The sequence below is a fragment of the Pseudoalteromonas luteoviolacea genome (assembly GCF_021654285.1).
Lineage (GTDB): Bacteria > Pseudomonadota > Gammaproteobacteria > Enterobacterales > Alteromonadaceae > Pseudoalteromonas > Pseudoalteromonas luteoviolacea_J.
Map to the genome: position 1 here is coordinate 178793 of NZ_JAKFZS010000011.1, position 21286 is coordinate 200078.

Consider the following 21286-nt stretch of genomic DNA (forward strand, 5'->3'; position numbering starts at 1 on the left):
TAAGCTCGTCATTGATTACATTTTTAAATACACTCAACAATTTAATTTCCATACTAAATTCTGAATCTATAAACTCCATTAAACAGCAGTTTCCTTTGCTCCATAAATTGCTTGTTAGTTATACTGAGCATGAACTATTCGAAATCAGATAGTTACGGTTTTTTTGTTTTTAAATAAATAAAGAGAAAGAATGAAAAAATCAGTTTTAGGATGGCTTTGAGTATTTTGTCATTGACGGCCTTAGCTTTAGCTGGACAAGATGTAGTGTCGACAGACCTCACTTTTGTTAGCCAGTTGGACAGTAATGAGCTGCAATTCGAATTTAGTGTGCCAAGGCTCAATTCTTGTGGCACCAACTTATACCTTGTGAAAAGCCCAACAGCAGAAGTAGCCCATAGGAAACAGCAAATTACGTTATTGGCATTTCGGTCTGAGGCAACATTTGACTTTCACGATTCACAAGTCTGTGAAAATGGTTATGCCGTCGTTAAATGGGTAAGAGCTCGAAAATAAAGCCGATGCTGATAATCAAATAAAGGAAATTAAAATGAAATCAATAAATACTTCTGTAGCCTTAATCTCTGCCGTTTTTTCTTGTGCTGCTCTAGCATCGCCAGTTAAATATAACGATAATTTTTATGAATTCGTTGAGGTTACCGAACCATACCTAGGTAATAACAATACTTGGCAAACAGCAGAGCAAGAAGCTAACCAACGTGTTTTGAAAGGTGTAAATGGACGCTTAGCCATTGTTGACTCCCAAGCAGAGAATGACTTTTTATATAGCTTAGTAACTGGAAAATATACTGGTTTTAAAGGTGCCTGGCTCGGAGGTTACTCCCCAGAAGGCTGGTTAACCGGAGGTACATCTCCATTACCATTTAACTATTTAGGGTTTGGTGGAAGTGAACCTAACAACTCAGGCTATGTATACATGAATATCGGCCAGAGTAGCTGGGGCATTGCGGGTGGGCAATGGGCTGATGACTCAGGTGTACAAGGTGTTCCCGTTGATAATGTTGACCCAGTCATTGGTTACTTTGTCGAATATGAAGGAGAATTCCTTCCGACACCAACTGTCCGGGCAGGCTTAGTTAGCTATGTTTACCAGTTAGATACTTTGCCCACTGAATTTGATTTTAGTATTGCTGAGTCAAATGAATGTGGAAGCAGCATTTACCGTGTAAAAAGCAGTGATGTGAATATCACCAATCGTAAATTTGCAATTGTTATGCAAGCTTTTGAACACGGTGACATACTCGAATTTACTGATACTGATGAGTGTGACCATAACAGAGCTATCGTTTCCAATGTCAAAGTTGTAAAATTTACTGCTCAATAGAGACCTTTATACTGGGGGTAAGCAACAAGTTAAGCCCTTATTTATTAAATTTATTGTGGAGTTCAATTCTAAAAAGTAGGTCTCTTTTCGTTCTTTCGTCACCCTCAGTTATTACCATACTTTAGCAACTGCTGAGCTTTGAAGTTAAATAACGTTTGCCATTTAAGATAAGTCGCCTTTAACGCTTAGTTCACGTTAATTAAGTATCTAGATAAGTAGTTATGAACAATAATAAATACCAAGCGACCTTGTCACAGCTTGGGCAGTGTAGAAAATGAATATCTCTAGACTCGCATTGAATTTAATTATGTATTGAAAAATAGATTAAACTGGTGCCGACTACCCGAGTCGAACGCAGGATCTACTGATTACACGTCAGTTGCTCTAACAACTGAGCCAAGTCAGCAAACTGTAAGAATGGTGCCCAGAGGCGGAATCGAACCACCGACACGAGGATTTTCAATACAATTCCAAAAAGCTCTACCGAATGAGCTATCTGGGCAAATAATTTTTATGAACAAAAATATCAGGAAAGTATTTAGATACTAGAAATTTTGGCTTTTAGAAAAAAGTGGTGCCGACTATCCGAGTCGAACGGATGACCTACTGATTACAAGTCAGTTGCTCTACCAACTGAGCTAAGTCGGCACACTATAAGAATGGTGCCCAGAGGCGGAATCGAACCACCGACACGAGGATTTTCAATCCTCTGCTCTACCGACTGAGCTATCTGGGCAAATAAGGTTTCATGTGTATTAAAACTCACTAAGGATTTTCAATACAATTCCAAACAGCTCTACCAAATGAGCTATCTAGGAAAATAAGCTTTTTAATGCATTGGATACAGAAAATTGCTGCTTTAAAATTAAATGGTGCCGACTATCCGAGTTGAACGGATGACCTACTGATTACAAGTCAGTTGCTCTACCAACTGAGCTAAGTCGGCACACTTAATAATGGTGCCCAGAGGCGGAATCGAACCACCGACACGAGGATTTTCAATCCTCTGCTCTACCGACTGAGCTATCTGGGCAAATACTCTTTACGTGTATTAAAAATCTCAAAGGATTTTCAATACAATTCCAAACAGCTCTACCGAATGAGCTATCTGGGCAAATCTTTTACTTTAAAAAATCAGAAATCTGATTTATATCATGCTACATGTTTTATAAATGGTGCCGACTATCCGAGTCGAACGGATGACCTACTGATTACAAGTCAGTTGCTCTACCAACTGAGCTAAGTCGGCACACTTAATAATGGTGCCCAGAGGCGGAATCGAACCACCGACACGAGGATTTTCAATCCTCTGCTCTACCGACTGAGCTATCTGGGCAAATAATTTTTACGTGTATTAAAACTCTCTAGGGATTTTCAATACAATTCCACACAGCTCTACCGAATGAGCTACCTGGGTAAATACTAAATATATTTAAAATACATTCAATGCATTTCAAAAATCTAAAGCGCTTTTGTAAGGCGTTTTAGTAAAATTCTTTATTTTACATCTTTAAGAGATGGTGCCCAGAGGCGGAATCGAACCACCGACACGAGGATTTTCAATCCTCTGCTCTACCGACTGAGCTATCTGGGCAAATAATTTTACGCGTATTAAAACTCTCTAAGGATTTTCAATACAATTCCACACAACTCTATCGAATGAGCTATCTGGTCAACTAATTAGCTTGGATTTATTTCCAATGCAGAACCAAATTTATAAATGGTGCCGACTATCCGAGTCGAACGGATGACCTACTGATTACAAGTCAGTTGCTCTACCAACTGAGCTAAGTCGGCGCACCTAAAAATGGTGCCCAGAGGCGGAATCGAACCACCGACACGAGGATTTTCAATCCTCTGCTCTACCGACTGAGCTATCTGGGCGTGCGGCGTATTAAACGGGTTTTGCCCTTTTAAGTCAACTATTTTTTTGCAATATAATTTGTTTGCGCACAATTCATGCAAATTTGACAAAAATAACTGACTAAAGACTGATTTTTATACTTTATTCCTTCTTTAGGATCTCCTTGTAGCAATAATAAAGAAGTAAAAACGTAGAGAAATCATCCATTATAGGTGTTAGGATGTTAAGTTATTATAAAGCTTGATTTGAAAGTTACTTGCTCGGACTATTTCAATGGAAAAATCTTCACAAGCACAGATCAAAGGTTTCGTGCCCCTGTTTGTTTTTATCACACTCATCATTACTAGTATTGCATCGTTAGGCGCCTACCTTTGGCCAAAGCAAGAAAGTACCCTAGTACATAGCCAACCAGATCTTACTCTGCAAGCTCAGGACTTGGCAGCGCCGCTGAGTAATACCATGATGAAGCTAGGTTACAACTACGCCAAACAAATGCTGACATCCGTCAAAGCAGGTAACCCAAATATAGATGCCTATTTATATGCTGATAGTGGCATGGGTAAGCCGAGTTTAGTATTTCAATCAAATGATGAACCTATAGCAGCTATTAAACAACGCACTAAATTGACCATAGATGGCAAAGTGATTGTTCACCAGCCACTGACGCTAGATGATATTCCAGTTGGTGAATTGGTGTTAGTTTATAGCGAGCCCAAAGTCACCGTTGCCAGCAGTAACCCATTAAGTTATGCATTGGCCCTTGTTGCTTTGTTACTCACAGTAGGGTTTGCACTCTTTTTGAAAAAGCAAATCGTCGGTAAGTTGGCTAAGGAGCTCAACTTACTCAATTCAGAGCTGGAACACTTAATAAAGAAGAAAGATTACGATGTTCATGTCACTGAGCAACTGAGCTTTGGCTTGTCTTCTACAGCAATCGGCATTAATAGTCTAATCAATCAAATTCGCGATATCATAAGAGGCAATAAAGCTTCTCAACATGAATTGAGGCAGCTACAAACAAGCCTAGAGACAGAAGTTCAAGCTCGAACGCTCGCACTGGAAAAGGCCACTTTAAACGCTGAACGCGCATCAGAAGCGAAGACCACCTTTTTAGCAACCATGTCTCATGAGATCAGGACTCCTATGAATGGGGTCATTGGCACCATAGATTTACTGCGTCAAACCGAGTTAGATGGTGCTCAGCACCGATTGACCACCATTATTCGTGATTCTGCCTTTTCATTACTAGGTATATTGGATGACATTTTAGATTTCTCAAAAATTGAAGCTGGTAAGCTACAAATTGACAGTAGTGCATTCTCTGTATCGGAAACCATTGAAGAAGTGGCCCGTGTCCTTTCCTCTGTCGCGAAAAAGCGTAAATTGGACCTGCAGCTTGCTATTGCCCCAGATATTCCGAGCAATTTAGTCGGTGATGCTGTGCGTGTTCGCCAAGTACTTTATAACCTATGTAGTAATGCAATCAAATTCACCACAACTGATGACAGCAAACAAGGCTTTGTAAAGATCTCTGTTGAAGTCGCACAAAATACATCTGAGCATTACACGCTGCGCTTTAAAGTGACAGATAACGGTAAAGGAATGACTCAAGCCCAGCTTAGGGAAATATTTAACCCCTTCATTCAAGCTGAAGGCTCCATCACTCGAGAATATGGTGGCACAGGACTAGGACTGTCTATTTGTAAAAGCCTTGTCGAACTCATGTTAGGCTCTATCAATGTAAATTCAGACATCGGCATGGGCAGTGAATTCATTGTTGAACTGCCATTTAGTATCAGCGGTAAAGTTGAGTATGCAAACAAGGGCGTACTCGCTGGCCGTAAGGTCGTTACTTATACACATAACCCTAATCGCCGAGCTATCTTAGCGCGCTATTTATCTTTCATGGGGGCAAACTCCGCCATCATTGTTGAACCAAGCGAGATAGACGAACACCAGTACGAGCAAGATGTTGTGTGGGTTCTAGATGGCTTAGATGGCATGGATAAAGTCAATCAGCAATTAAGAGAGCTGCTTTATTCTATCGAGCATAATAATCAGCAAGTGATTGTATTAAGCACGATGGACGAATCCGCGTTGAATCACGGCCATATTTTCTACCTTAACGCAGCGCCACTGTGTAAAACAAGTTTCATGACTGCGGTATTAGTTGCGGTCGGCTTGCATCAGCCAAAACAGCTTAAACCATCTCGCACGATGAATAGCTACCTAAATGTTGAAGATGCTAAAGCTCAAAATAAACTAGTATTATTAGTAGAAGACAACGTCCTAAATCAACAAGTACTCACGGATCAACTTCATCTACTCGGTTACGGAGTGGAAGTTGCTGAAAACGGCGAAGAGGGCTTGAAGATGTGGCAACAGGGGCATTATGCCGTTGTCCTAACCGATCTGCATATGCCAAAAATGTCAGGCTACGACATGGTTACTAAGATCCGTGATATTGCCGAGCATGCGCCAGACATCAACGCTCAACCTTATATTATTGCCATCACTGCCAATGCACTTAAGGGCGAACGTGACCGTTGCCTTGCCACTGGTATGAACGACTATATTACAAAGCCTGTCGAACTCAATGTGCTTGAAGCCACCTTAGACAAATGGCAAAACGTCTCTGGACACAAAACAACGCAAGCACCTAGCATCTCTGCTACATCAGCGGACAGCGATAGCGCTCCCTCTCAAACACAGCCTATTTTAGATGAGCCGGTTACTCAGGCACAGCCTGATAACCAACCCACTCAAGTAGAGCAAGTGAGTAATGACAGAGAAATGCCTTCAACATCGGCTATGCAACTTGATATGCCGAGTTTTAATTATGCCGAGCCAAATACACCAGAGGTAATAGAAGAACAAGCGCCGATTGTAGAGGTAGAAGAAACGAGTACACCATCAGTTGCACAAGAGCAAACTAACGATGATATGCCGATTAATATGGATCAGCTCAACAAATACGTAAATGATGATAGCGCTAAGCGGCTGCGCTTCTTTAGAATGTACCTCGAGCAAAGTAGCGAATTAGCCCGTGACATAAATGGTGCGGTTATTTCGTCAAGTCAAAATGAAATCATTGAGGCGTGTCACCAGCTTAAATCCATATCTCGAACAATTGGCGCTGAGCAAGTTGCGCTTATCGCTGAAAAGTTTGAGTCAAAGTGTAAAACAGACGAAATGACGACAGATCAATTGATTCAACTTCGAGATGAGCTTGAAGAATCCTATATGAAAGCAACAGAGTTTATTCAAAAGTACTTACAATCTGCCAATTAACGTTTAGTCGCCTATCGGTAAAGCCACATTAGTGGCTTTACCAAACAATCCCAACTTTAACCTTGAACCATTGAGTGGATCAGTTTAACCACAACGCCTATCATCGCCAAAGGCAGGATATATTTACTGTATTTTTGCGCCTTATCTAAGCCAAGCTTTCCCTGATATTTCTCAAGAAGCGGGATCAAAATGAGTAACGCCGCAATCAAGCAAACCAGTATCAAAATAATATTCATGGTATTCCCTAATTTTTACAACCAGACTATTTTATAACATGGACAAACTCACTTGGCCCGTTATTTATACTAGATCAATGCAAACAGTGTTCATAACAATAAAGGCGCTTCCAGAAGAAAGCGCCTCAAATATAAATAAGAAAAATGTGGGGCAAATGCCCCACTAAAGGTTGGAGAGTGTTGTTAATTGACTAGTGCAAGCAAAATACCTGCAGCAACCGCACTACCAAGTACCCCTGCTACATTGGGCCCCATTGCATGCATTAATAAAAAGTTATGCGGATTAGACTCAAGACCGACTTTATTTACCACACGTGCAGCCATTGGTACAGCAGACACGCCCGCGGCCCCCACTAATGGATTGATTGGATTAGACGATACACGATTCATAATTTTAGCCATGTAAACGCCTGAAGCCGTGCCAATGCTAAATGCCAACGCGCCAAGTACCAAAATACCCAAGGTTTCTACCGTTAAAAACTGGTCGGCTGCTAATTTGGAACCTACTGCCAAGCCCAAGAATATCGTCGTGATATTAATCAGCTCGTTTTGCGCTGTATTGCTAAGCCTATCTACCACACCAGACTCACGCATTAAGTTACCTAAACAGAACATACCAACCAAGGGCGCTGCCGCTGGTAAAAACAATAGAGTTAACGACAATACCATCAATGGGAACAGAATCTTTTCTCTCTTAGAAACGACTCTTAACTGTGGCATTGCAATACTGCGCTCCTCATCTGACGTCAATAAACGCATAATGGGTGGCTGAATAATAGGCACCAGTGCCATATATGAATATGCTGCTACCGCAATTGCACCCAATAACTCTGGTGATAACTTAGACGCTAAAAATATCGCTGTAGGCCCATCTGCACCTCCGATAATTGCAATGGCAGATGCATCTTGTAAGGTAAATTCAAAACCAGGAATAAAGTTCAGTAAAATCGCACCAAATAAAGTCGCGAAAATACCAAACTGTGCCGCAGCCCCAAGTAACAACATACGAGGATTCGCAATTAGTGCACTGAAGTCAGTTAAGGCACCTACTCCCATAAATATCAATAAGGGGAATATGCCACTGTCGATCCCGATATAATAAACGTAATACAGTAATCCACCCGGCTCAGATAGCGCAGCCACCGGAATATTCGTTAATATCGCACCAAAACCAATCGGCACCAATAAAAGTGGCTCAAACTTTTTCGCGATAGCCAAATACAGAAGACCACACCCCACGGCTATCATAGATAGCGCTGGAAACGTTAAGTTAGCAATGCCGGTTGCCTGCCATAAATTTAACAAACCATCCATCTCAAGCGCTCCTATGCCATTTCGATAATCGCGTCGCCAGCAGAGACAGAGTCACCCTCTGAGACTAAAATATCTGCTATTTTACCCGTCGAAGTTGCACGAACTTCCGTTTCCATTTTCATCGCTTCCATGATGAGAACAACATCACCTTGAACAACATCATCACCTGGTCTTGCATGTACCTTAAAAATATTGCCTGCAAGGGGAGCATTAAGTGTTTCACCTGAGCTCACGGATGCAGACTGTGGCATCAGTTCGCTGTCTTTCACCGCAATCTCTTGCAAGTCACCACCTGCGGACACTTCTACATCATAGACCTTGCCATCAACTCTTACGCTGTAACGCTCATTTTCTTGTTTGCGAGCAGGTGCAGGGCGACTAACCGCTTTTTCAACAGCCGTGTTGACAACTAAACTTGGGCTTGGCTCAAACGCTTCTGGATTGTATCTATTTTTTAAGAATTTCAAGCCTATCTGAGGGAACAGAGCATAAGTCAGTACATCATCGACAATTTCCTCGGCAAGCTCAATTCCTTCAGCTTTAGCCTTGGCCAATAGATCGGCTTCCAAACTGTCCATTTCAGGCTCGAGCAAATCAGCAGGCCTGCATGTAATTGGCTCAACACCATCCAAAACACGGGCACGTAACGGCTCATCTACAGGGGCAGGTGTTGCCCCATACTCCCCTTTTAACACACCAGCTGTTTCTTTGGTGATGGTTTTATAACGCTCGCCAGTCAGTACATTTAATACCGCCTGCGTGCCGACAATTTGCGAGGTAGGTGTGACCAAAGGGATGTAACCTAAGTCTTTACGGACATGAGGAATTTCACTCAATACTTCATCGAGTTTATCACCTGCACCTTGCTCTTTAAGTTGGTTTTCCATATTGGTCAACATACCGCCGGGTACTTGTGCAGATAAAATACGCCCATCAACCCCTTTGAGGCTGCCTTCAAATGCCGCATATTTTTTACGTACATCTCTAAAATACGCTGCAATAGATTCAAGTTGACCTAAGTCCAGCCCAGTATCCCTTTTGGTTCCTTCAACAATCGACACGAGCGTTTCTGTTGCGCTGTGCCCATATGTCATACTCATGGAAGAAATGGCGGTATCCAGCATATCAATACCCGCATCAACGGCCTTTTGATATGTTGCGGTGCTTAAGCCTGTTGTTGCATGACATTGCATCGCAATAGGCACAGACACAGTTCGTTTGAGCTCAGAAATCAAGGTATCTGCATCATATGGATTAAGTAGCCCCGCCATATCTTTGATACAAATTGAATGACAGCCCATTTCTTCAAGTTGTTTCGCCTGCTTAAGCCAGCTTTCTAAATTATGGACAGGGCTCACAGTATAAGAGATTGTACCCTGCGCATGTGCACCCACTTTGATCGCAGCACGGATCGCAGTCTCCAAATTACGAACATCGTTCATCGCATCAAAAATTCTGAATACATCAACGCCGTTTTGATGTGCCCGAGTGACAAACTTCTCCACCACATCGTCTGCATAATGGCGATATCCAAGCAAATTTTGACCGCGCAACAACATTTGCTGCTTTGTATTAGGCATGGCTTCTTTTAGCGCGCGGATCCGATACCAAGGATCTTCACCTAAATAACGGATACACGCATCAAATGTTGCGCCCCCCCAAGACTCTACAGACCAGTAACCGACTTTATCGAGCTCTTCCGCAATCGGTAACATATCTTCAAGGCGCATGCGTGTTGCTAATAAAGATTGGTGAGCATCTCTTAGGACTAATTCAGTAAGTTTTAGTTTTGACATGAGATACCCCTTAGTTTTTTTGTCTAAATAGAGAAACTGCTGCACTGATTGCAGCGACATGTGCCGCAGGCACACCTGTTGATACTGGTTTTGAAGATTTTTTAATTGCAGGTTGCTGAGACTCTTGCTCTGTTGCAGCCAGCTTAGATAACGCTTTTACTGCAAAGATGAGAATTGATAAAAATAAAAATACCCCAATCATGCCTGTTAACATAAGATTGGCAGCCTGCGCTAGCAATTCGCTGATTTCCATTTCCGCCCCCTTAGTTGTTATTTATTTGTATACACCCACCCAACCAAAGAAATAGATAGGCAACTTTTGTAAATATTTATTCAACCATCATATCAAACAAATCCTTCATGTAAAGCTGGTTGTAAATTGGTATTACCAATAAGTGTTTTTGTTTTCTTTTCACACACTTAATCATCAATAATGGTAAAACAAAGTGTAAAACACCAAATAAATATGAAAAATACTCAAGATATAAAGGGTAAATATAACTAAATATGAGGGAACCAATGTGAGAACTGGTTTAATGTTGGCCCATTAAGAATTGGTCTTACCTAAATAGAAAAATCAAAAATCGCAACAAGAGTAAATACTCAGCAATTGAAGTTAAACACCATAAATAGTGACTTGGGTACAAACCTAAAAGGAAGCGATACCGGAAATTGACTTATAAAATTTTCAGATTTAAACACCTTGGGGAACGTCGTATAATTAGGGATTAGTCAACTTGAGGAATACTCGTGTTTCAAAGTGAATTTACCCTAGATAAGCAATATTTTCAGGAATGCTTTGATGAATCAGTCGCACTAAGTCAGCATCATAAGCCTAAATATGGCTTAATTGGTTTTTTGTTGATATTAGGCGCTTTATCTCATTACTTATTAGGACAAGCTTACCTTGGCAACTTTTTATTTGTACTGGCGGTCATTGAAGGGGTCTCATTTTATTATCGTCGCCCTTGGTGGGTTGCAAGGCAAATGGTCAGTAGAGCAAGTGGCTCGAAAGTACATATACGAATAGATGAACAAGGGATCAACGCTAAAAACCCGTATCGCGCTTTTGATCTCAGTTGGCAGGATATTGATAACGTGATTGAAACAGACAAAGGACTATTAATAGAGCATGCAAAGTATCGTCAATACATCTCTAAACAAGCACTAGAGCAAGATGCATATGACTTTATATTGCAACAGGCAAAAAAATAGCCACTTTAATGTGGCCATTTCTCGAACATAGGTAACATTGTACTTATTACATGTTACCCGTCGGGTTAGATTTTTCCGCTTGAATTCGCATGTAGATTTCTTCACGGTGTACCGAAACATCTTTTGGTGCATTTACGCCGATACGAACCTGGTTGCCTTTAACACCTAGTACCGTTACTGTTACTTCATCACCAATCATCAGGGTTTCGCCTACACGGCGAGTTAGAATTAGCATTCTCTTGCTCCTGTTATTCCAAAATTTAAAAGATTCCGCGTCAAGTTCATTTTAATTAAAAGTTCATGTAAAAGTAAGCAAAATAATTGCTTATTCACGACTTTCTAAGCCAAATGCACCATGAAGTGCCCTAACAACAAGCTCCAAGTAACGTTCTTCTACTAAAACAGAAATTTTTATCTCCGATGTCGACACCAAAAGTGTATGAATATTTTCTTTCGCCAAGGCGTCGAAAAATATGCCTGCAATGCCTGAATGAGACTTCATACCTACACCCACAGCAGAGATTTTAGCAACTTGTTGATTGCACTCTACGCTCGAAGCACCGATATCAGCTAAGTTCGTGTCTAATACATCAAGTGCTTGTGCATACTCATTGCTGTGTACAGTTAAAGCATAGTCTATTTTGCCAACTTGATGATTAATTTGGCTTATCATGTCCACTTCGATGTCATATTCAGCAAGTAAACACAAAACCTTTGCTAAAGAGCGCGGCGTTTCAGGTAATTGACGTACAATGATTAACGCTTCATCTTTTTGATAAGTAATACCTGATACAGTCCTACTTGTCACTTTAGGTTCCTCATAGCTAATTAGGGTGCCGGAATCGGGCTTGAACGTAGATAAAACTCTCAGTGGAATATGATACTTTCCTGCAGCTTCAACGGATCTGATCTGTAGCACCTTCGCACCTAAGCTCGACAGCTCTAACATCTCTTCAAACGTAATTTGATCCATGCGACGCGCTTTGGGTTCAACTCTTGGATCTGTGGTATAGACGCCATCAACATCCGTGTAGATCTGGCATTCATCTGCGCCAATTGCAGCGGCAATTTCAACTGCAGAGGTATCTGTTCCACCACGACCTAGGGTCGTAATATTGCCTTCAAAGTCACGGCCTTGAAACCCGGCCACAACCGCAATACGGTTATGTTCAAGCTCTTGTTGCAAACGGGCCACATCAATGCTTTGAATGCGTGCTTTGCCAAAGACATTATCCGTTTTGATACCAATCTGGTCAGCTAACAAGCTCACTGCAGAATGGCCGCGTTTAACAATAGCCATTGCCAGCAACGCAATCGATACCTGCTCACCTGTTGTAAGCAAAACATCTAATTCACGCGCGCTTGGTCGCTCATCAATTTGCTTAGCCAGTGACAACAAGCGATTGGTCTCACCTGACATAGCGGAGACAACAACGACAACTTGATGCCCTTGTTGTTTAGCCTTAATGATCAAATCGGCGACCGCCTCGATTCGCTCTATTGAGCCAACAGAGGTGCCGCCAAATTTTTTTACGATTAATGCCACAGGTTATTGCGTTTTATCATTCAACCATACAGGAACACTTGCTAATGCAGCTTCCAAGTTCTCTGGTTGTGAACCGCCAGCCTGTGCCATATCTGGACGACCACCGCCTTTACCGCCAACTTGCGCAGCCATGTGATTTACTAGTTCGCCCGCTTTAACTTGGCCAGTTAAGTCTTTTGTGACACCAGCTATTAAGCTCACTTTATCGCCATTGGCAACACCCAGTGCAATCACACCTGAGCCCATCTTATTCTTTAAGTCGTCAACCATTCCGCGCAGTGCTTTTGACTCAGTACCTGCCACATTTGCGACAAGTAACTTAATGCCGTTAACGTCAACCGCTGACTCAAGTAAAGATGCACCTGCCGCACTTGCTAGCTTGTCATTCAACTGACTAACTTGCTTCTCAAGGCCTTTTGCTTTCTCAATTAGTGCAGCCACTTTTTCAAGCGCACTTGCACTGTCGCCTTTTACTAAAGCAGCGATATCTGACAGTACTTGCTCTTGCTCTGCAACATACTCCACCGCATCTTCACCTGTCACAGCTTCGATACGACGTACACCTGCTGCAATACCACTTTCAGATACAATTTTTAAGAAGCCGATATCACCAGCACGCTCTACGTGTGTACCACCACATAATTCAATTGAGTAATCACCAATTGAAACAACGCGCACTTCATCATCATACTTTTCACCAAACAGCGCCATTGCGCCTTTCGCTTTTGCATCTTCAATATCCATGAGCTGAGTATTTAACGCAAAGTTAGCACGGATCTCATTGTTGACTGTTGTTTCAATCTCTCTTAGTTGTTCTTTCGTTACGCCCTCAAAATGTGAGAAGTCGAAACGCAACTTATCAGGCATGACCAATGAACCTTTCTGGGCAACATGCTCTCCTAAGATTTGGCGAAGAGCCTCATGTAAAATGTGTGTTGCTGTGTGGTTTTTCTTGATACGTTCACGGCGCTGCGCATCAATTTGTGCATCGACCTTATCATTGATACCGATACGCCCTGCGACATAACCATGGTGTGCAAACGCATTACCCAACTTTTGCGTATCTGTGACAACAAATTCGCCACCAGAGACTTTTAAAATCCCCGTGTCACCAACCTGACCACCTGATTCTGCGTAGAAAGGAGTACGGTCAAGCACAACAATGCCTTTTTGCTGCTCTGTTAGCTCTGAGACGCTTTCGCCTTCTGCAAATAGTTCAACCACAGTGCCACTGTATTGGACAGCATCATAGCCTTTAAAGTCAGTGACTTTCTCAGACTTCAGCTGCTCGTTGTAATCCGCACCGAATTTACCAGCTTGTTGCGCTTGCTTACGCTGGGCTTCCATCGCAGCTTTAAAGCCACGCTCATCGATAGTCATGAAGCGCTCACGAGCAACATCAGCTGTTAAATCCGCAGGGAAACCATAGGTGTCATATAGCTTAAATACCAAATCACCTGGGATAACATCCCCTTCAAGGCCAGCTAAATTCTCTTCTAAGATAGTCAAACCACGGTCAAGTGTTTTGCCAAATTGCTCTTCTTCAATACGTAAAACTTTTTCAATGATTGCTTGCTGCTTGATCAGCTCAGGGTACGCTTCACCCATTTGCTCTGCGAGTGCGCCTACCAATTTATGGAAGAATGCCCCTTGTGCACCTAGCTTATTACCATGTCTTACTGCACGACGAATGATACGACGAAGCACGTAACCACGACCTTCATTTGATGGCATTACGCCGTCGGCAATTAAGAATGCACATGAACGAATATGGTCAGCTACAACGCGTAAAGATTTGTCCTCTAGATCTTGCGCACCAGTCACAGAAGCAGTTGCTTTAATTAAGGCTTGGAATAAATCAATTTCATAGTTTGAGTGCACACCTTGCATAATCGCAGAAATACGCTCAAGACCCATACCGGTGTCGACTGACTGATTAGGTAGTGGTTCCATCGTTCCATCTGCATGGCGATTGTATTGCATAAATACAAGGTTCCAAATCTCGATGAAACGATCACCATCTTCTTCAGGACTGCCTGGAGGACCACCCCAAATGTGCTCACCATGGTCAAAGAAGATTTCCGAACATGGACCACAAGGACCAGTGTCACCCATGGACCAGAAATTATCAGACGTATCAATACGAATGATGCGCTCTGCAGGTACCCCTACTTGGTTTGCCCAAATGTCATAGGCTTCTTCGTCAGTGTGGTACACAGTCACCAACAGCTTTTCTTTTGGTAACTGGATCACATCAGTCAAGAATGACCATGCAAATTTAATCGCATCTTGTTTAAAGTAATCACCAAAACTAAAGTTGCCTAACATTTCAAAAAATGTGTGGTGTCTTGCTGTATAACCCACATTTTCTAAGTCATTGTGCTTACCACCAGCACGTACACAACGCTGCGAACTCGTCGCGCGGTTATATGGACGTTTTTCCGCACCTAAGAATACGTCCTTAAATTGCACCATACCTGCATTAGTAAACAGAAGTGTGGCATCGTTCCCTGGAACTAGAGAACTTGATGGCACCACTTGGTGGTGTTGTTTAGCAAAGAAGTCTAAAAAGCTTTGCCTAATCTGTGCGGTAGTCATGTGCTGCATGTGATTATTCACCCTTTATTGCTGCTGTGTGCTGTAAACCACAAAGGAAGTTGTCAAAATCAACTCTCACTTTGCGACTGTATAGCAAAATCTATTTGGTCATAGCTAAAGCCACGATACATCATGTATCGAACACGCTTTGACTTTTCTTGATAATCTAATTGTTTTGTGGAGTAACCGTATTTCTTCTCATAGGTTTGTTGAGCTACGGCAAACCAATCAATTTCTCTTTGTTCGATAAGTTGCGTTAGGTGCGACTTATCAACGCCTTTATTTATCGCATCCATCATTACCCGCTTTTCACCCAACCCCTTGGCTAATTGGCGGTTTAGATAGCTTTCACAGTGCCTTAAATCATCTAGATACCCGATATCACAGAGCCACTCAATGAGTGACTCAGCATACTCTTCTGTCGCGCCTTTTTGACGGAGCTTTTGACCGAGTAGCTTACGTGAGTACTCTTGCCTAGATAACAGCCACACTGCGTAATTTTTTAATTTTTGTTTTTCTTTATCATCCATCAAGCGTCAAACCGGCCTGATTGAGTCACATTTTCTTGCTCATTTTGTGATTTGTTCCCTTGACTAGGACCATCTTCACTTTGAGGTGATTGCGTTACAAAAATTGCCTGAAAAGAAACAAAAAAGCCAATATACAATATCGGCATAATGACAATTAACGGCACAAGTGACAACGGCGTTGATAAAATGATCAACAACGCAGCAATACCACCATAGACTGTTAATGGTGCCATATTGTGATAAAACACCGTCAATGACTGCTTCATCGCAGCAAAGATATTCGCCTGCTCTTTGAAATATACTAGCGGTAGAGCGTAGGCAAATGCCATCATCGCGAGCGATTGTAAAGCAATGAAAATAACAATGTCAGAAAAGCTAATCGCTTGCGCAATCTGCTCAATGACTATTTGCATATCTTGATCTGGAGTGTGGTTTTGCAGCGCACTGGTCACAGGTTCAAACAGCAAACTCATCAATACACCCAAAATAAGCGCGACACCCAGTTGATAAAGACCTAAACGAAATAAATTCAGCCTGCGACCTTTAGTGGTAAACGGTTTTAAAATATCGGCCAACATAATGGATTTGCCCGCTTGTATATTCAGCGCAGCATTATAAAAACCAACCGTTAAAAATGGCCCAGCCAACGCGCACATCATCTGAATGATGGGGTTGGGAATAACAAATGGGAATAGTCCTACGATGACGATAAAAATGTACATCATCATAAAAGTCAAAGGCTGAGTTTTAAACACCGCCCATCCGGCTTTAAACCAACTCACCCCAAAACTCGCTTTGAATTTTTGAAAATCTGCAGACATAAATGATTAACTTAGTTATAAAACGCTCTAATTATACTGATTCGAGAGAGTACTTGAAAGGAAGTTTATGAGGCTTATCGTGACTAAATGCAACAAAATAGTGAAATACAAAATAATATGCATATTCAGTGTTTGATTTGCTCTATTGCTACAATCCATTCAATACAGCAAATCAAACCTTATTTGGCTACTTTGGCTTTTTTATTTGCTCCATATCCAACATATGAGAGCCATGCTTCACTTTCGTTTCTAAATAATTGCGATTTCCAGAGTCACCTACTTTCACATGAGCCTGAGTACCGATAACGCTTTCAACTTCAATGCCAGCATTACGCAGCGCATTCAATTTACGCGGATTATTTGTCATCAATTTTACATGATTGAGTCCCAAGGCTTTGAGCATGAGTACAGCATCTGAAAAGTCACGTAAATCGTCATCAAACCCTAGATGGTTATTGGCCTCATAGGTGTTCATTCCCTGAGATTGTAATACGTAGGCATCAATTTTATTATACAAGCCGATACCTCGACCTTCTTGTCGCAAATATAATAAAACACCACCACTTTGATGCATTTCTTCTATACATTCGTTAAGCTGCTCACCACAGTCACATCTCGATGAATGAAAAACATCCCCAGTTAAGCATTCTGAGTGCATTCTGATCAGTGGCACCTCTTGCTTAGAATCTGCACCATTAAATACTAACGCAACATGCTCTTCACCATCTTTAAGTCCTTCAAAAGATACTATCTCTGCAGGAATATGACTACGCTGCCCTACATTCAGCTCGACTCTTGCTCTAACTTCAGCCACGACTAGAAAATACCTAATTAAAAATGTGATGTTATCACAAATATGCATATATCACTTTATATGGTGACAAATGTACCATTTTACAAGTCAAAATACACAAAACTGGTAAATGTGTACATAAGCGCTAGTCTTTATCCACATAGATAGTTTGCTGGTAGCAATAGCGGGTCGCCGATGAGGCTGTTAACTCTACTGTTTTTAATTCTTCCTTGTTATGGTGCAGCCGAGCAATTGAAGCTCGATGGCTTTGCCACCATAGGATTAACCGTTACAGATTCAGACACAGCCGGAATAAGGCAGCATATTTCTCAGCCTCATGCGACCTATCAAGACGAATTCGGCTTCACTAACTCATCATTAGGTGCGCAAGTTGAATGGCAAGTGAGTAAAAATACCCAGTTTGTCGGGCAAGCGCTCTTTAAAGACAACGAAGAACAAAATTTAGATAACATCATCCAAATGGCTTTTCTTCGTCATTCTTTTAATGGCAATTGGCAACTTAGGGTTGGCAGAACAGGCCTCGACTTGTTCATGATGACCGAACACCGCGATATTGGATATACCTATACCTATAACCATCCCCCGACAGAGTTTTATGCCATTGTCCCGCACCAAAACTTAGATGGGATCGACGTAAAATATACCCGTCGCCTGACACAGGGGTTGATCAGTGGTAAGTTCTTCGCAGGCAAATCTACTGCGCCAATTGTGAGTGATGAGGGTTTTTTTTGGGATGTCGAACTAAAGTCACTCTATGGTCTGGTTATCGAGTGGCAATCTTATGATTGGACTTTCAGAGCAAATTATACAGCCACGCAATCAGGCAACGAAAACGACCAACAAAAACAGCTTCAAGCTGCACTAGCCTTGGTCCCTGATCAAATTTGGCCACAAAAATCAACCTTGCTCGACTCCTTAAATCTCATAGGAAAACGCTTCAATTACTCTGCTATCGGCACACGTTACGACAATAGTCAGTGGTTTTTACAAAGCGAAGTGTCTTACATAGACTCAAATTCCCAAGTACTTAAAGCGCTTACAGCAGGCTACATCAGTGCTGGCTTCTATTATGATAACCATACTTTAATGGCCACCCTAGCACAGGCCAAATCCAACAATAGGACGCCACAACGCCCCTTAGTGTCAACCCCAGAGCTAGACCTTTTATACAACACGCTGATCCGACATACTAATTTTTATCTCGTCGACCAAAATACGTTTTCACTCACCCTACGAACGGAAATTAATCACTCTCTCGCAGTAAAAGTGCAATTAGAACACACAGCAATAGACAGCTTACCCTCTGCTTTTTATTTACATCGCAACTTGCAAAGCGGTGATTTTGACAACTCATTCAATACGCTGGGTATCAGCCTAAACTGGGTGTTCTGATGTATCGAGTCTGCAAAAATGTCGTGCTATTAATTCTCTGCTTATACAGCTGGGGGTCCAACGCAGAGGTGCAAAGCGAGATTGTCATCGTGGTAAATAAACATAACCCAATTGAGCGTATAGAAAAGCGTCAATTAATTGATATGTATATGGGTAAATACCTCGCCTTTCCAAATGGTCATATTGCGGTGACATTAGACTATAAAAAAGAGCATGATTTGCGTAGAGTATTTTTTGAAGCACTTACGGGTCGCAGCATATCGCAAGTAAACGCATATTGGTCACGCGTTAAATTCAGTGGTAAAGCATCACCGCCTCAAGCATATCCAACAATTGACGCTATAATTGATAAAGTGGCAACAACTCCAAGTGCAATTGCCTACATACCGGCAACTGCCGTAACTGACGAATTAAAAGTAGTGTATCGTTTTGCTAAGTAAACAAAGCTTAATAGTAAGGTTGATGCTGATCTTAAGCATCTCAACTTTTTTATTTTCTGCCGTATACGCGTATCTATATTACAACTATATTTTTGAAACTGAGCTCGAGCGCTCAGATAATAGCGTATTGCAAATTAGCCAAACCGTCTCCTCAACAGCATCAATTGCGGCTTATCTTGAAGACAAAGATTTAGCCAATGAAGTTGTCAATGGCTTGGTGAGCAATGACATAATTCAATCAGCCGCCTTGACCAACCAAAGTACAGTGCTTGCCAAAAGCATCTTATTTAACGAGCGAGAAGCGCTCACTTTTAGCCTGCCTAACCCTTTTATTCTGCAAGAAAATATTGGCTTCATTCATGTCGTGCCGAACACCCAATTTATACGTCAAAACGCCCAGGGCATTGCATTTTCCTCAGTACAAACCTTGCTCATTGTGGTCATTCCCATGCTCCTGCTATTTGCCGCTTTATCTTTTCTATTGGTTTCAAAGCCATTGGGCTATTTAAGCCATCAATTAACAAGTATCACGCCTGGAAGTGCTAACCGGATCCATATTCATGACGCCCATAAGCAGAGTGAAATAGGTCAAATAGGCAAAGGGATCAACGCCATGCTGAGCAATACCGAAATGCTTTTTGAGCAAGAGCGTAGTTTGCGGTTAGAGATCGAACAGCTAGAGAAACGCTTTCGCTTGATGTTTGAACGCAGTTCATCACCAACACTATTGGTACGTGAGCAAGGAGATGTTTCACTCGTCAATGATGCTGCTAAAGATTTGTTAGCGGGTATGGGTGTGGACAGCGAAGAGCGCTTTCCTGACAACTTAGGGCAGTATTGTAAGACTCCAGATATTTTGTACACCTTCACCGAAAATAGCATAAAACAAAAACAAGTTATGCAGGCTGAATTTGAATTTACCAATCCGCTCACTTTGTCTTCTGTTTGGCTCAGTATGATCATCCTCAACACAGAAAGTGATGGACAGTGGTACTTTCAAGTTTTTTTAGCCGATATCACCTCTCGAAAAACCATGATCTATCAACTCAGCCATCGCGCACAGAGAGACAGTTTAACCAGCTTGTATAATCGATACGGTGCAGAGCTGACTCTGCTTGACTGGATTGACACCAATACTGAATTTAGCCTACTTTTGTTGGATCTTGATGAGTTTAAACCTATCAATGACATTTATGGACATAATGCTGGTGATGAAGTGTTGAAACATGTCGCCCAAAGCATTTCTTACATTGTCTCGAACAATGATCTAGTATGCCGTTGGGGCGGTGATGAATTTGTCATCGCAATTAAAACGTCAGACAAATACACCATTAATGCCATTGCGACTAAGCTCCTAGATGCTGTAAATACCCCTTTTACGTTTGAACACAACAAGCACCAACTAAAATTACATGTGGGTGTTAGTATTGGCATTTCGCATTTTCCTGAACATGCCGACAATTTAAAAGGCTTGGTCGAATGTGCGGATGTCGCCATGTACACAATTAAAAAAACGACCAAAAATCAATTTACTTATTACTCGACCTAAAACTCACGCAATATGCGCTCGTCATACAACTCGATGTCTAAGGTGACGTTATGAGCCTGAGCTAATCCCTCTAGTTCAGCTTGCCATAGGGACAGCTCTTCCATGGTGATGGTATTATCATCTAAATGCCACAATTGACGAGACCCGCTGTAACTATATTGGATTGCTAACATGGCATTGGCATTGCCCTGCGCAGCCGCCTTTTTAAGTTTCGGCATTTTTCTTGTAATTTTATTCAGCGCTTGTTTAAGCTCCCAAACATAAACAACCTCAGTCATAAATGGATGGGTTTTTACTTTTTTCAGGACAGCTGCAATCACAGCACAAGTTACCAACACCCCCAAAAGATTCCAATGAAAGTGACTACCATCACTGTCTGGAAAAAGCTGGATGAGTAGTTGGGCGATACCCAAGCTACCAGCGGTTAAACTGACTATGCACAGGCCAATGACCCAATTAAGATGCTTTCTATATCTTGATTTATCGATATCTTGTAACTGCATGGCATTTCCTATTAAGCGACTTAGAGGCATTTTAA

The 21286-nt window shown here is 41.8% G+C and carries 18 protein-coding genes, 10 tRNA genes and 1 pseudogene; 7 read left to right on the forward strand and 22 right to left on the reverse strand.

Translation table 11 applies throughout. From position 1 onward, the window contains the following. Window positions 1–216 precede the first annotated feature (216 nt). Together L1077_RS12680 and L1077_RS12685 are read left to right on the forward strand one after the other, a co-directional pair. Window positions 217–513 carry a hypothetical protein gene (locus L1077_RS12680; RefSeq protein ID WP_237137175.1) on the forward strand — a complete coding sequence of 99 codons (297 nt, stop codon included), beginning with the start codon at window positions 217–219 and terminating at the stop codon, window positions 511–513. Between the two features lie 34 nt (window positions 514–547). Then, window positions 548–1342 carry a hypothetical protein gene (locus L1077_RS12685; RefSeq protein WP_237137176.1) on the forward strand — a complete coding sequence of 265 codons (795 nt, stop codon included), beginning with the start codon at window positions 548–550 and terminating at the stop codon, window positions 1340–1342. 330 nt (window positions 1343–1672) lie between these two features. Here the strand turns inward: L1077_RS12685 and L1077_RS12690 are convergent. The 11 genes and pseudogenes from L1077_RS12690 to L1077_RS12740 all read right to left on the reverse strand — a co-directional run bounded on the left by L1077_RS12690 (window position 1673) and on the right by L1077_RS12740 (window position 3226). Further along, window positions 1673–1748 (reverse strand) — tRNA-Thr (locus tag L1077_RS12690). A 12-nt stretch (window positions 1749–1760) separates the two neighbouring features. Beyond that, window positions 1761–1844 (reverse strand): annotated as a pseudogene (locus L1077_RS12695). 70 nt (window positions 1845–1914) lie between these two features. Then, a tRNA-Thr gene (locus L1077_RS12700) sits at window positions 1915–1990 on the reverse strand. A gap of 12 nt (window positions 1991–2002) precedes the next feature. After that, window positions 2003–2078, reverse strand: a tRNA-Phe gene (locus tag L1077_RS12705). A 134-nt stretch (window positions 2079–2212) separates the two neighbouring features. Next, window positions 2213–2288: transfer RNA gene (locus L1077_RS12710), tRNA-Thr, on the reverse strand. An 11-nt stretch (window positions 2289–2299) separates the two neighbouring features. Further along, a tRNA-Phe gene (locus tag L1077_RS12715) sits at window positions 2300–2375 on the reverse strand. 140 nt (window positions 2376–2515) lie between these two features. Beyond that, window positions 2516–2591, reverse strand: a tRNA-Thr gene (locus L1077_RS12720). Between the two features lie 11 nt (window positions 2592–2602). Beyond that, a tRNA-Phe gene (locus L1077_RS12725) sits at window positions 2603–2678 on the reverse strand. A 182-nt stretch (window positions 2679–2860) separates the two neighbouring features. Continuing rightward, a tRNA-Phe gene (locus L1077_RS12730) sits at window positions 2861–2936 on the reverse strand. A gap of 127 nt (window positions 2937–3063) precedes the next feature. Then, a tRNA-Thr gene (locus tag L1077_RS12735) sits at window positions 3064–3139 on the reverse strand. Between the two features lie 11 nt (window positions 3140–3150). Next, window positions 3151–3226: transfer RNA gene (locus L1077_RS12740), tRNA-Phe, on the reverse strand. Between the two features lie 253 nt (window positions 3227–3479). Here L1077_RS12740 and L1077_RS12745 point away from each other — a divergent pair. Further along, window positions 3480–6497, forward strand: coding sequence for a hybrid sensor histidine kinase/response regulator (locus tag L1077_RS12745; RefSeq protein WP_237137177.1), 3018 nt, complete (start codon window positions 3480–3482; stop codon window positions 6495–6497). A gap of 56 nt (window positions 6498–6553) precedes the next feature. Here the strand turns inward: L1077_RS12745 and L1077_RS12750 are convergent, their stop codons facing one another. The 4 genes from L1077_RS12750 to L1077_RS12765 form a co-directional block, all read right to left on the reverse strand. Further along, complete coding sequence (locus L1077_RS12750; protein WP_063361884.1) at window positions 6554–6733, reverse strand: hypothetical protein; 180 nt, start codon at window positions 6731–6733, stop codon at window positions 6554–6556. A 183-nt stretch (window positions 6734–6916) separates the two neighbouring features. Then, window positions 6917–8047, reverse strand: a complete 1131-nt coding sequence (locus L1077_RS12755) for a sodium ion-translocating decarboxylase subunit beta (protein ID WP_046354147.1) — start codon at window positions 8045–8047, stop codon at window positions 6917–6919. Window positions 8048–8058: 11 nt separating this feature from the next. Continuing rightward, complete coding sequence (gene oadA / locus L1077_RS12760; protein ID WP_237137178.1) at window positions 8059–9843, reverse strand: sodium-extruding oxaloacetate decarboxylase subunit alpha; 1785 nt, start codon at window positions 9841–9843, stop codon at window positions 8059–8061. A gap of 10 nt (window positions 9844–9853) precedes the next feature. Next, window positions 9854–10096: an OadG family protein gene (locus L1077_RS12765; RefSeq protein WP_237137179.1), complete on the reverse strand. Its 243-nt coding sequence runs from the start codon at window positions 10094–10096 to the stop codon at window positions 9854–9856. A 497-nt stretch (window positions 10097–10593) separates the two neighbouring features. Between L1077_RS12765 and L1077_RS27590 the strand changes: the two genes are divergently transcribed. Further along, window positions 10594–11058, forward strand: coding sequence for a YcxB family protein (locus tag L1077_RS27590; protein WP_237137180.1), 465 nt, complete (start codon window positions 10594–10596; stop codon window positions 11056–11058). 46 nt (window positions 11059–11104) lie between these two features. Here L1077_RS27590 and csrA read toward each other — a convergent pair whose 3' ends face one another. The 6 genes from csrA to L1077_RS12800 form a co-directional block, all read right to left on the reverse strand. After that, window positions 11105–11293, reverse strand: a complete 189-nt coding sequence (gene csrA, locus L1077_RS12775; RefSeq protein ID WP_023399613.1) for a carbon storage regulator CsrA — start codon at window positions 11291–11293, stop codon at window positions 11105–11107. A 90-nt stretch (window positions 11294–11383) separates the two neighbouring features. Further along, window positions 11384–12604, reverse strand: a complete 1221-nt coding sequence (locus L1077_RS12780; protein ID WP_237137181.1) for an aspartate kinase — start codon at window positions 12602–12604, stop codon at window positions 11384–11386. A 3-nt stretch (window positions 12605–12607) separates the two neighbouring features. Continuing rightward, entirely contained in the window at window positions 12608–15211 is a 2604-nt protein-coding gene (gene alaS / locus L1077_RS12785; protein ID WP_237137182.1) for an alanine--tRNA ligase, read from the reverse strand. A gap of 59 nt (window positions 15212–15270) precedes the next feature. Next, window positions 15271–15732, reverse strand: coding sequence for a regulatory protein RecX (locus L1077_RS12790; protein WP_237137183.1), 462 nt, complete (start codon window positions 15730–15732; stop codon window positions 15271–15273). Further along, on the reverse strand, window positions 15732–16553 hold the full coding sequence (locus L1077_RS12795) for a BPSS1780 family membrane protein (RefSeq protein WP_237137184.1): 822 nt from the start codon (window positions 16551–16553) through the stop codon (window positions 15732–15734). Before L1077_RS12795 ends, L1077_RS12790 begins: the two co-directional genes overlap by 1 nt. A gap of 187 nt (window positions 16554–16740) precedes the next feature. Then, the gene (locus L1077_RS12800; RefSeq protein WP_237137185.1) at window positions 16741–17367 is read right to left on the reverse strand and encodes a GTP cyclohydrolase II; all 627 of its coding nucleotides are present in this window, start codon (window positions 17365–17367) and stop codon (window positions 16741–16743) included. 174 nt (window positions 17368–17541) lie between these two features. Between L1077_RS12800 and L1077_RS12805 the strand changes: the two genes are divergently transcribed. From L1077_RS12805 to L1077_RS12815, 3 genes are read left to right on the forward strand one after another with little or no spacing between them, the layout of a single operon-like run. Beyond that, window positions 17542–18759: a hypothetical protein gene (locus L1077_RS12805; RefSeq protein WP_237137186.1), complete on the forward strand. Its 1218-nt coding sequence runs from the start codon at window positions 17542–17544 to the stop codon at window positions 18757–18759. Next, window positions 18759–19199: a hypothetical protein gene (locus L1077_RS12810; RefSeq protein ID WP_237137187.1), complete on the forward strand. Its 441-nt coding sequence runs from the start codon at window positions 18759–18761 to the stop codon at window positions 19197–19199. The genes L1077_RS12805 and L1077_RS12810 overlap by 1 nt, the downstream gene beginning before the upstream one ends. A 22-nt stretch (window positions 19200–19221) precedes the next feature. Then, window positions 19222–20748, forward strand: a complete 1527-nt coding sequence (locus L1077_RS12815) for a sensor domain-containing diguanylate cyclase (protein ID WP_237137188.1) — start codon at window positions 19222–19224, stop codon at window positions 20746–20748. Here L1077_RS12815 and L1077_RS12820 read toward each other — a convergent pair. Further along, the gene (locus L1077_RS12820; RefSeq protein WP_237137189.1) at window positions 20745–21251 is read right to left on the reverse strand and encodes a DUF3087 domain-containing protein; all 507 of its coding nucleotides are present in this window, start codon (window positions 21249–21251) and stop codon (window positions 20745–20747) included. The two genes, L1077_RS12815 and L1077_RS12820, sit on opposite strands and share 4 nt — an antisense overlap. Between the last annotated feature and the right edge of the window lie 35 nt (window positions 21252–21286).

Bases quoted from the DNA above. Each gene is read 5' to 3' on its own strand.
- L1077_RS12810 (WP_237137187.1), top strand. From the start codon at position 18,759: ATGTATCGAGTCTGCAAAAATGTCGTGCTATTAATTCTCTGCTTATAC.
- L1077_RS12805 (WP_237137186.1), top strand. From the start codon at position 17,542: ATGAGGCTGTTAACTCTACTGTTTTTAATTCTTCCTTGTTATGGTGCA.
- L1077_RS12820 (WP_237137189.1), bottom strand. From the start codon at position 21,251: ATGCAGTTACAAGATATCGATAAATCAAGATATAGAAAGCATCTTAAT.
- L1077_RS12755 (WP_046354147.1), bottom strand. From the start codon at position 8,047: ATGGATGGTTTGTTAAATTTATGGCAGGCAACCGGCATTGCTAACTTA.
- L1077_RS12750 (WP_063361884.1), bottom strand. From the start codon at position 6,733: ATGAATATTATTTTGATACTGGTTTGCTTGATTGCGGCGTTACTCATT.
- L1077_RS12795 (WP_237137184.1), bottom strand. From the start codon at position 16,553: ATGTCTGCAGATTTTCAAAAATTCAAAGCGAGTTTTGGGGTGAGTTGG.
- alaS (WP_237137182.1), bottom strand. From the start codon at position 15,211: ATGCAGCACATGACTACCGCACAGATTAGGCAAAGCTTTTTAGACTTC.
- L1077_RS12790 (WP_237137183.1), bottom strand. From the start codon at position 15,732: ATGGATGATAAAGAAAAACAAAAATTAAAAAATTACGCAGTGTGGCTG.
- L1077_RS12765 (WP_237137179.1), bottom strand. From the start codon at position 10,096: ATGGAAATCAGCGAATTGCTAGCGCAGGCTGCCAATCTTATGTTAACA.
- csrA (WP_023399613.1), bottom strand. From the start codon at position 11,293: ATGCTAATTCTAACTCGCCGTGTAGGCGAAACCCTGATGATTGGTGAT.
- oadA (WP_237137178.1), bottom strand. From the start codon at position 9,843: ATGTCAAAACTAAAACTTACTGAATTAGTCCTAAGAGATGCTCACCAA.
- L1077_RS12815 (WP_237137188.1), top strand. From the start codon at position 19,222: ATGCTGATCTTAAGCATCTCAACTTTTTTATTTTCTGCCGTATACGCG.
- L1077_RS12685 (WP_237137176.1), top strand. From the start codon at position 548: ATGAAATCAATAAATACTTCTGTAGCCTTAATCTCTGCCGTTTTTTCT.
- L1077_RS12745 (WP_237137177.1), top strand. From the start codon at position 3,480: ATGGAAAAATCTTCACAAGCACAGATCAAAGGTTTCGTGCCCCTGTTT.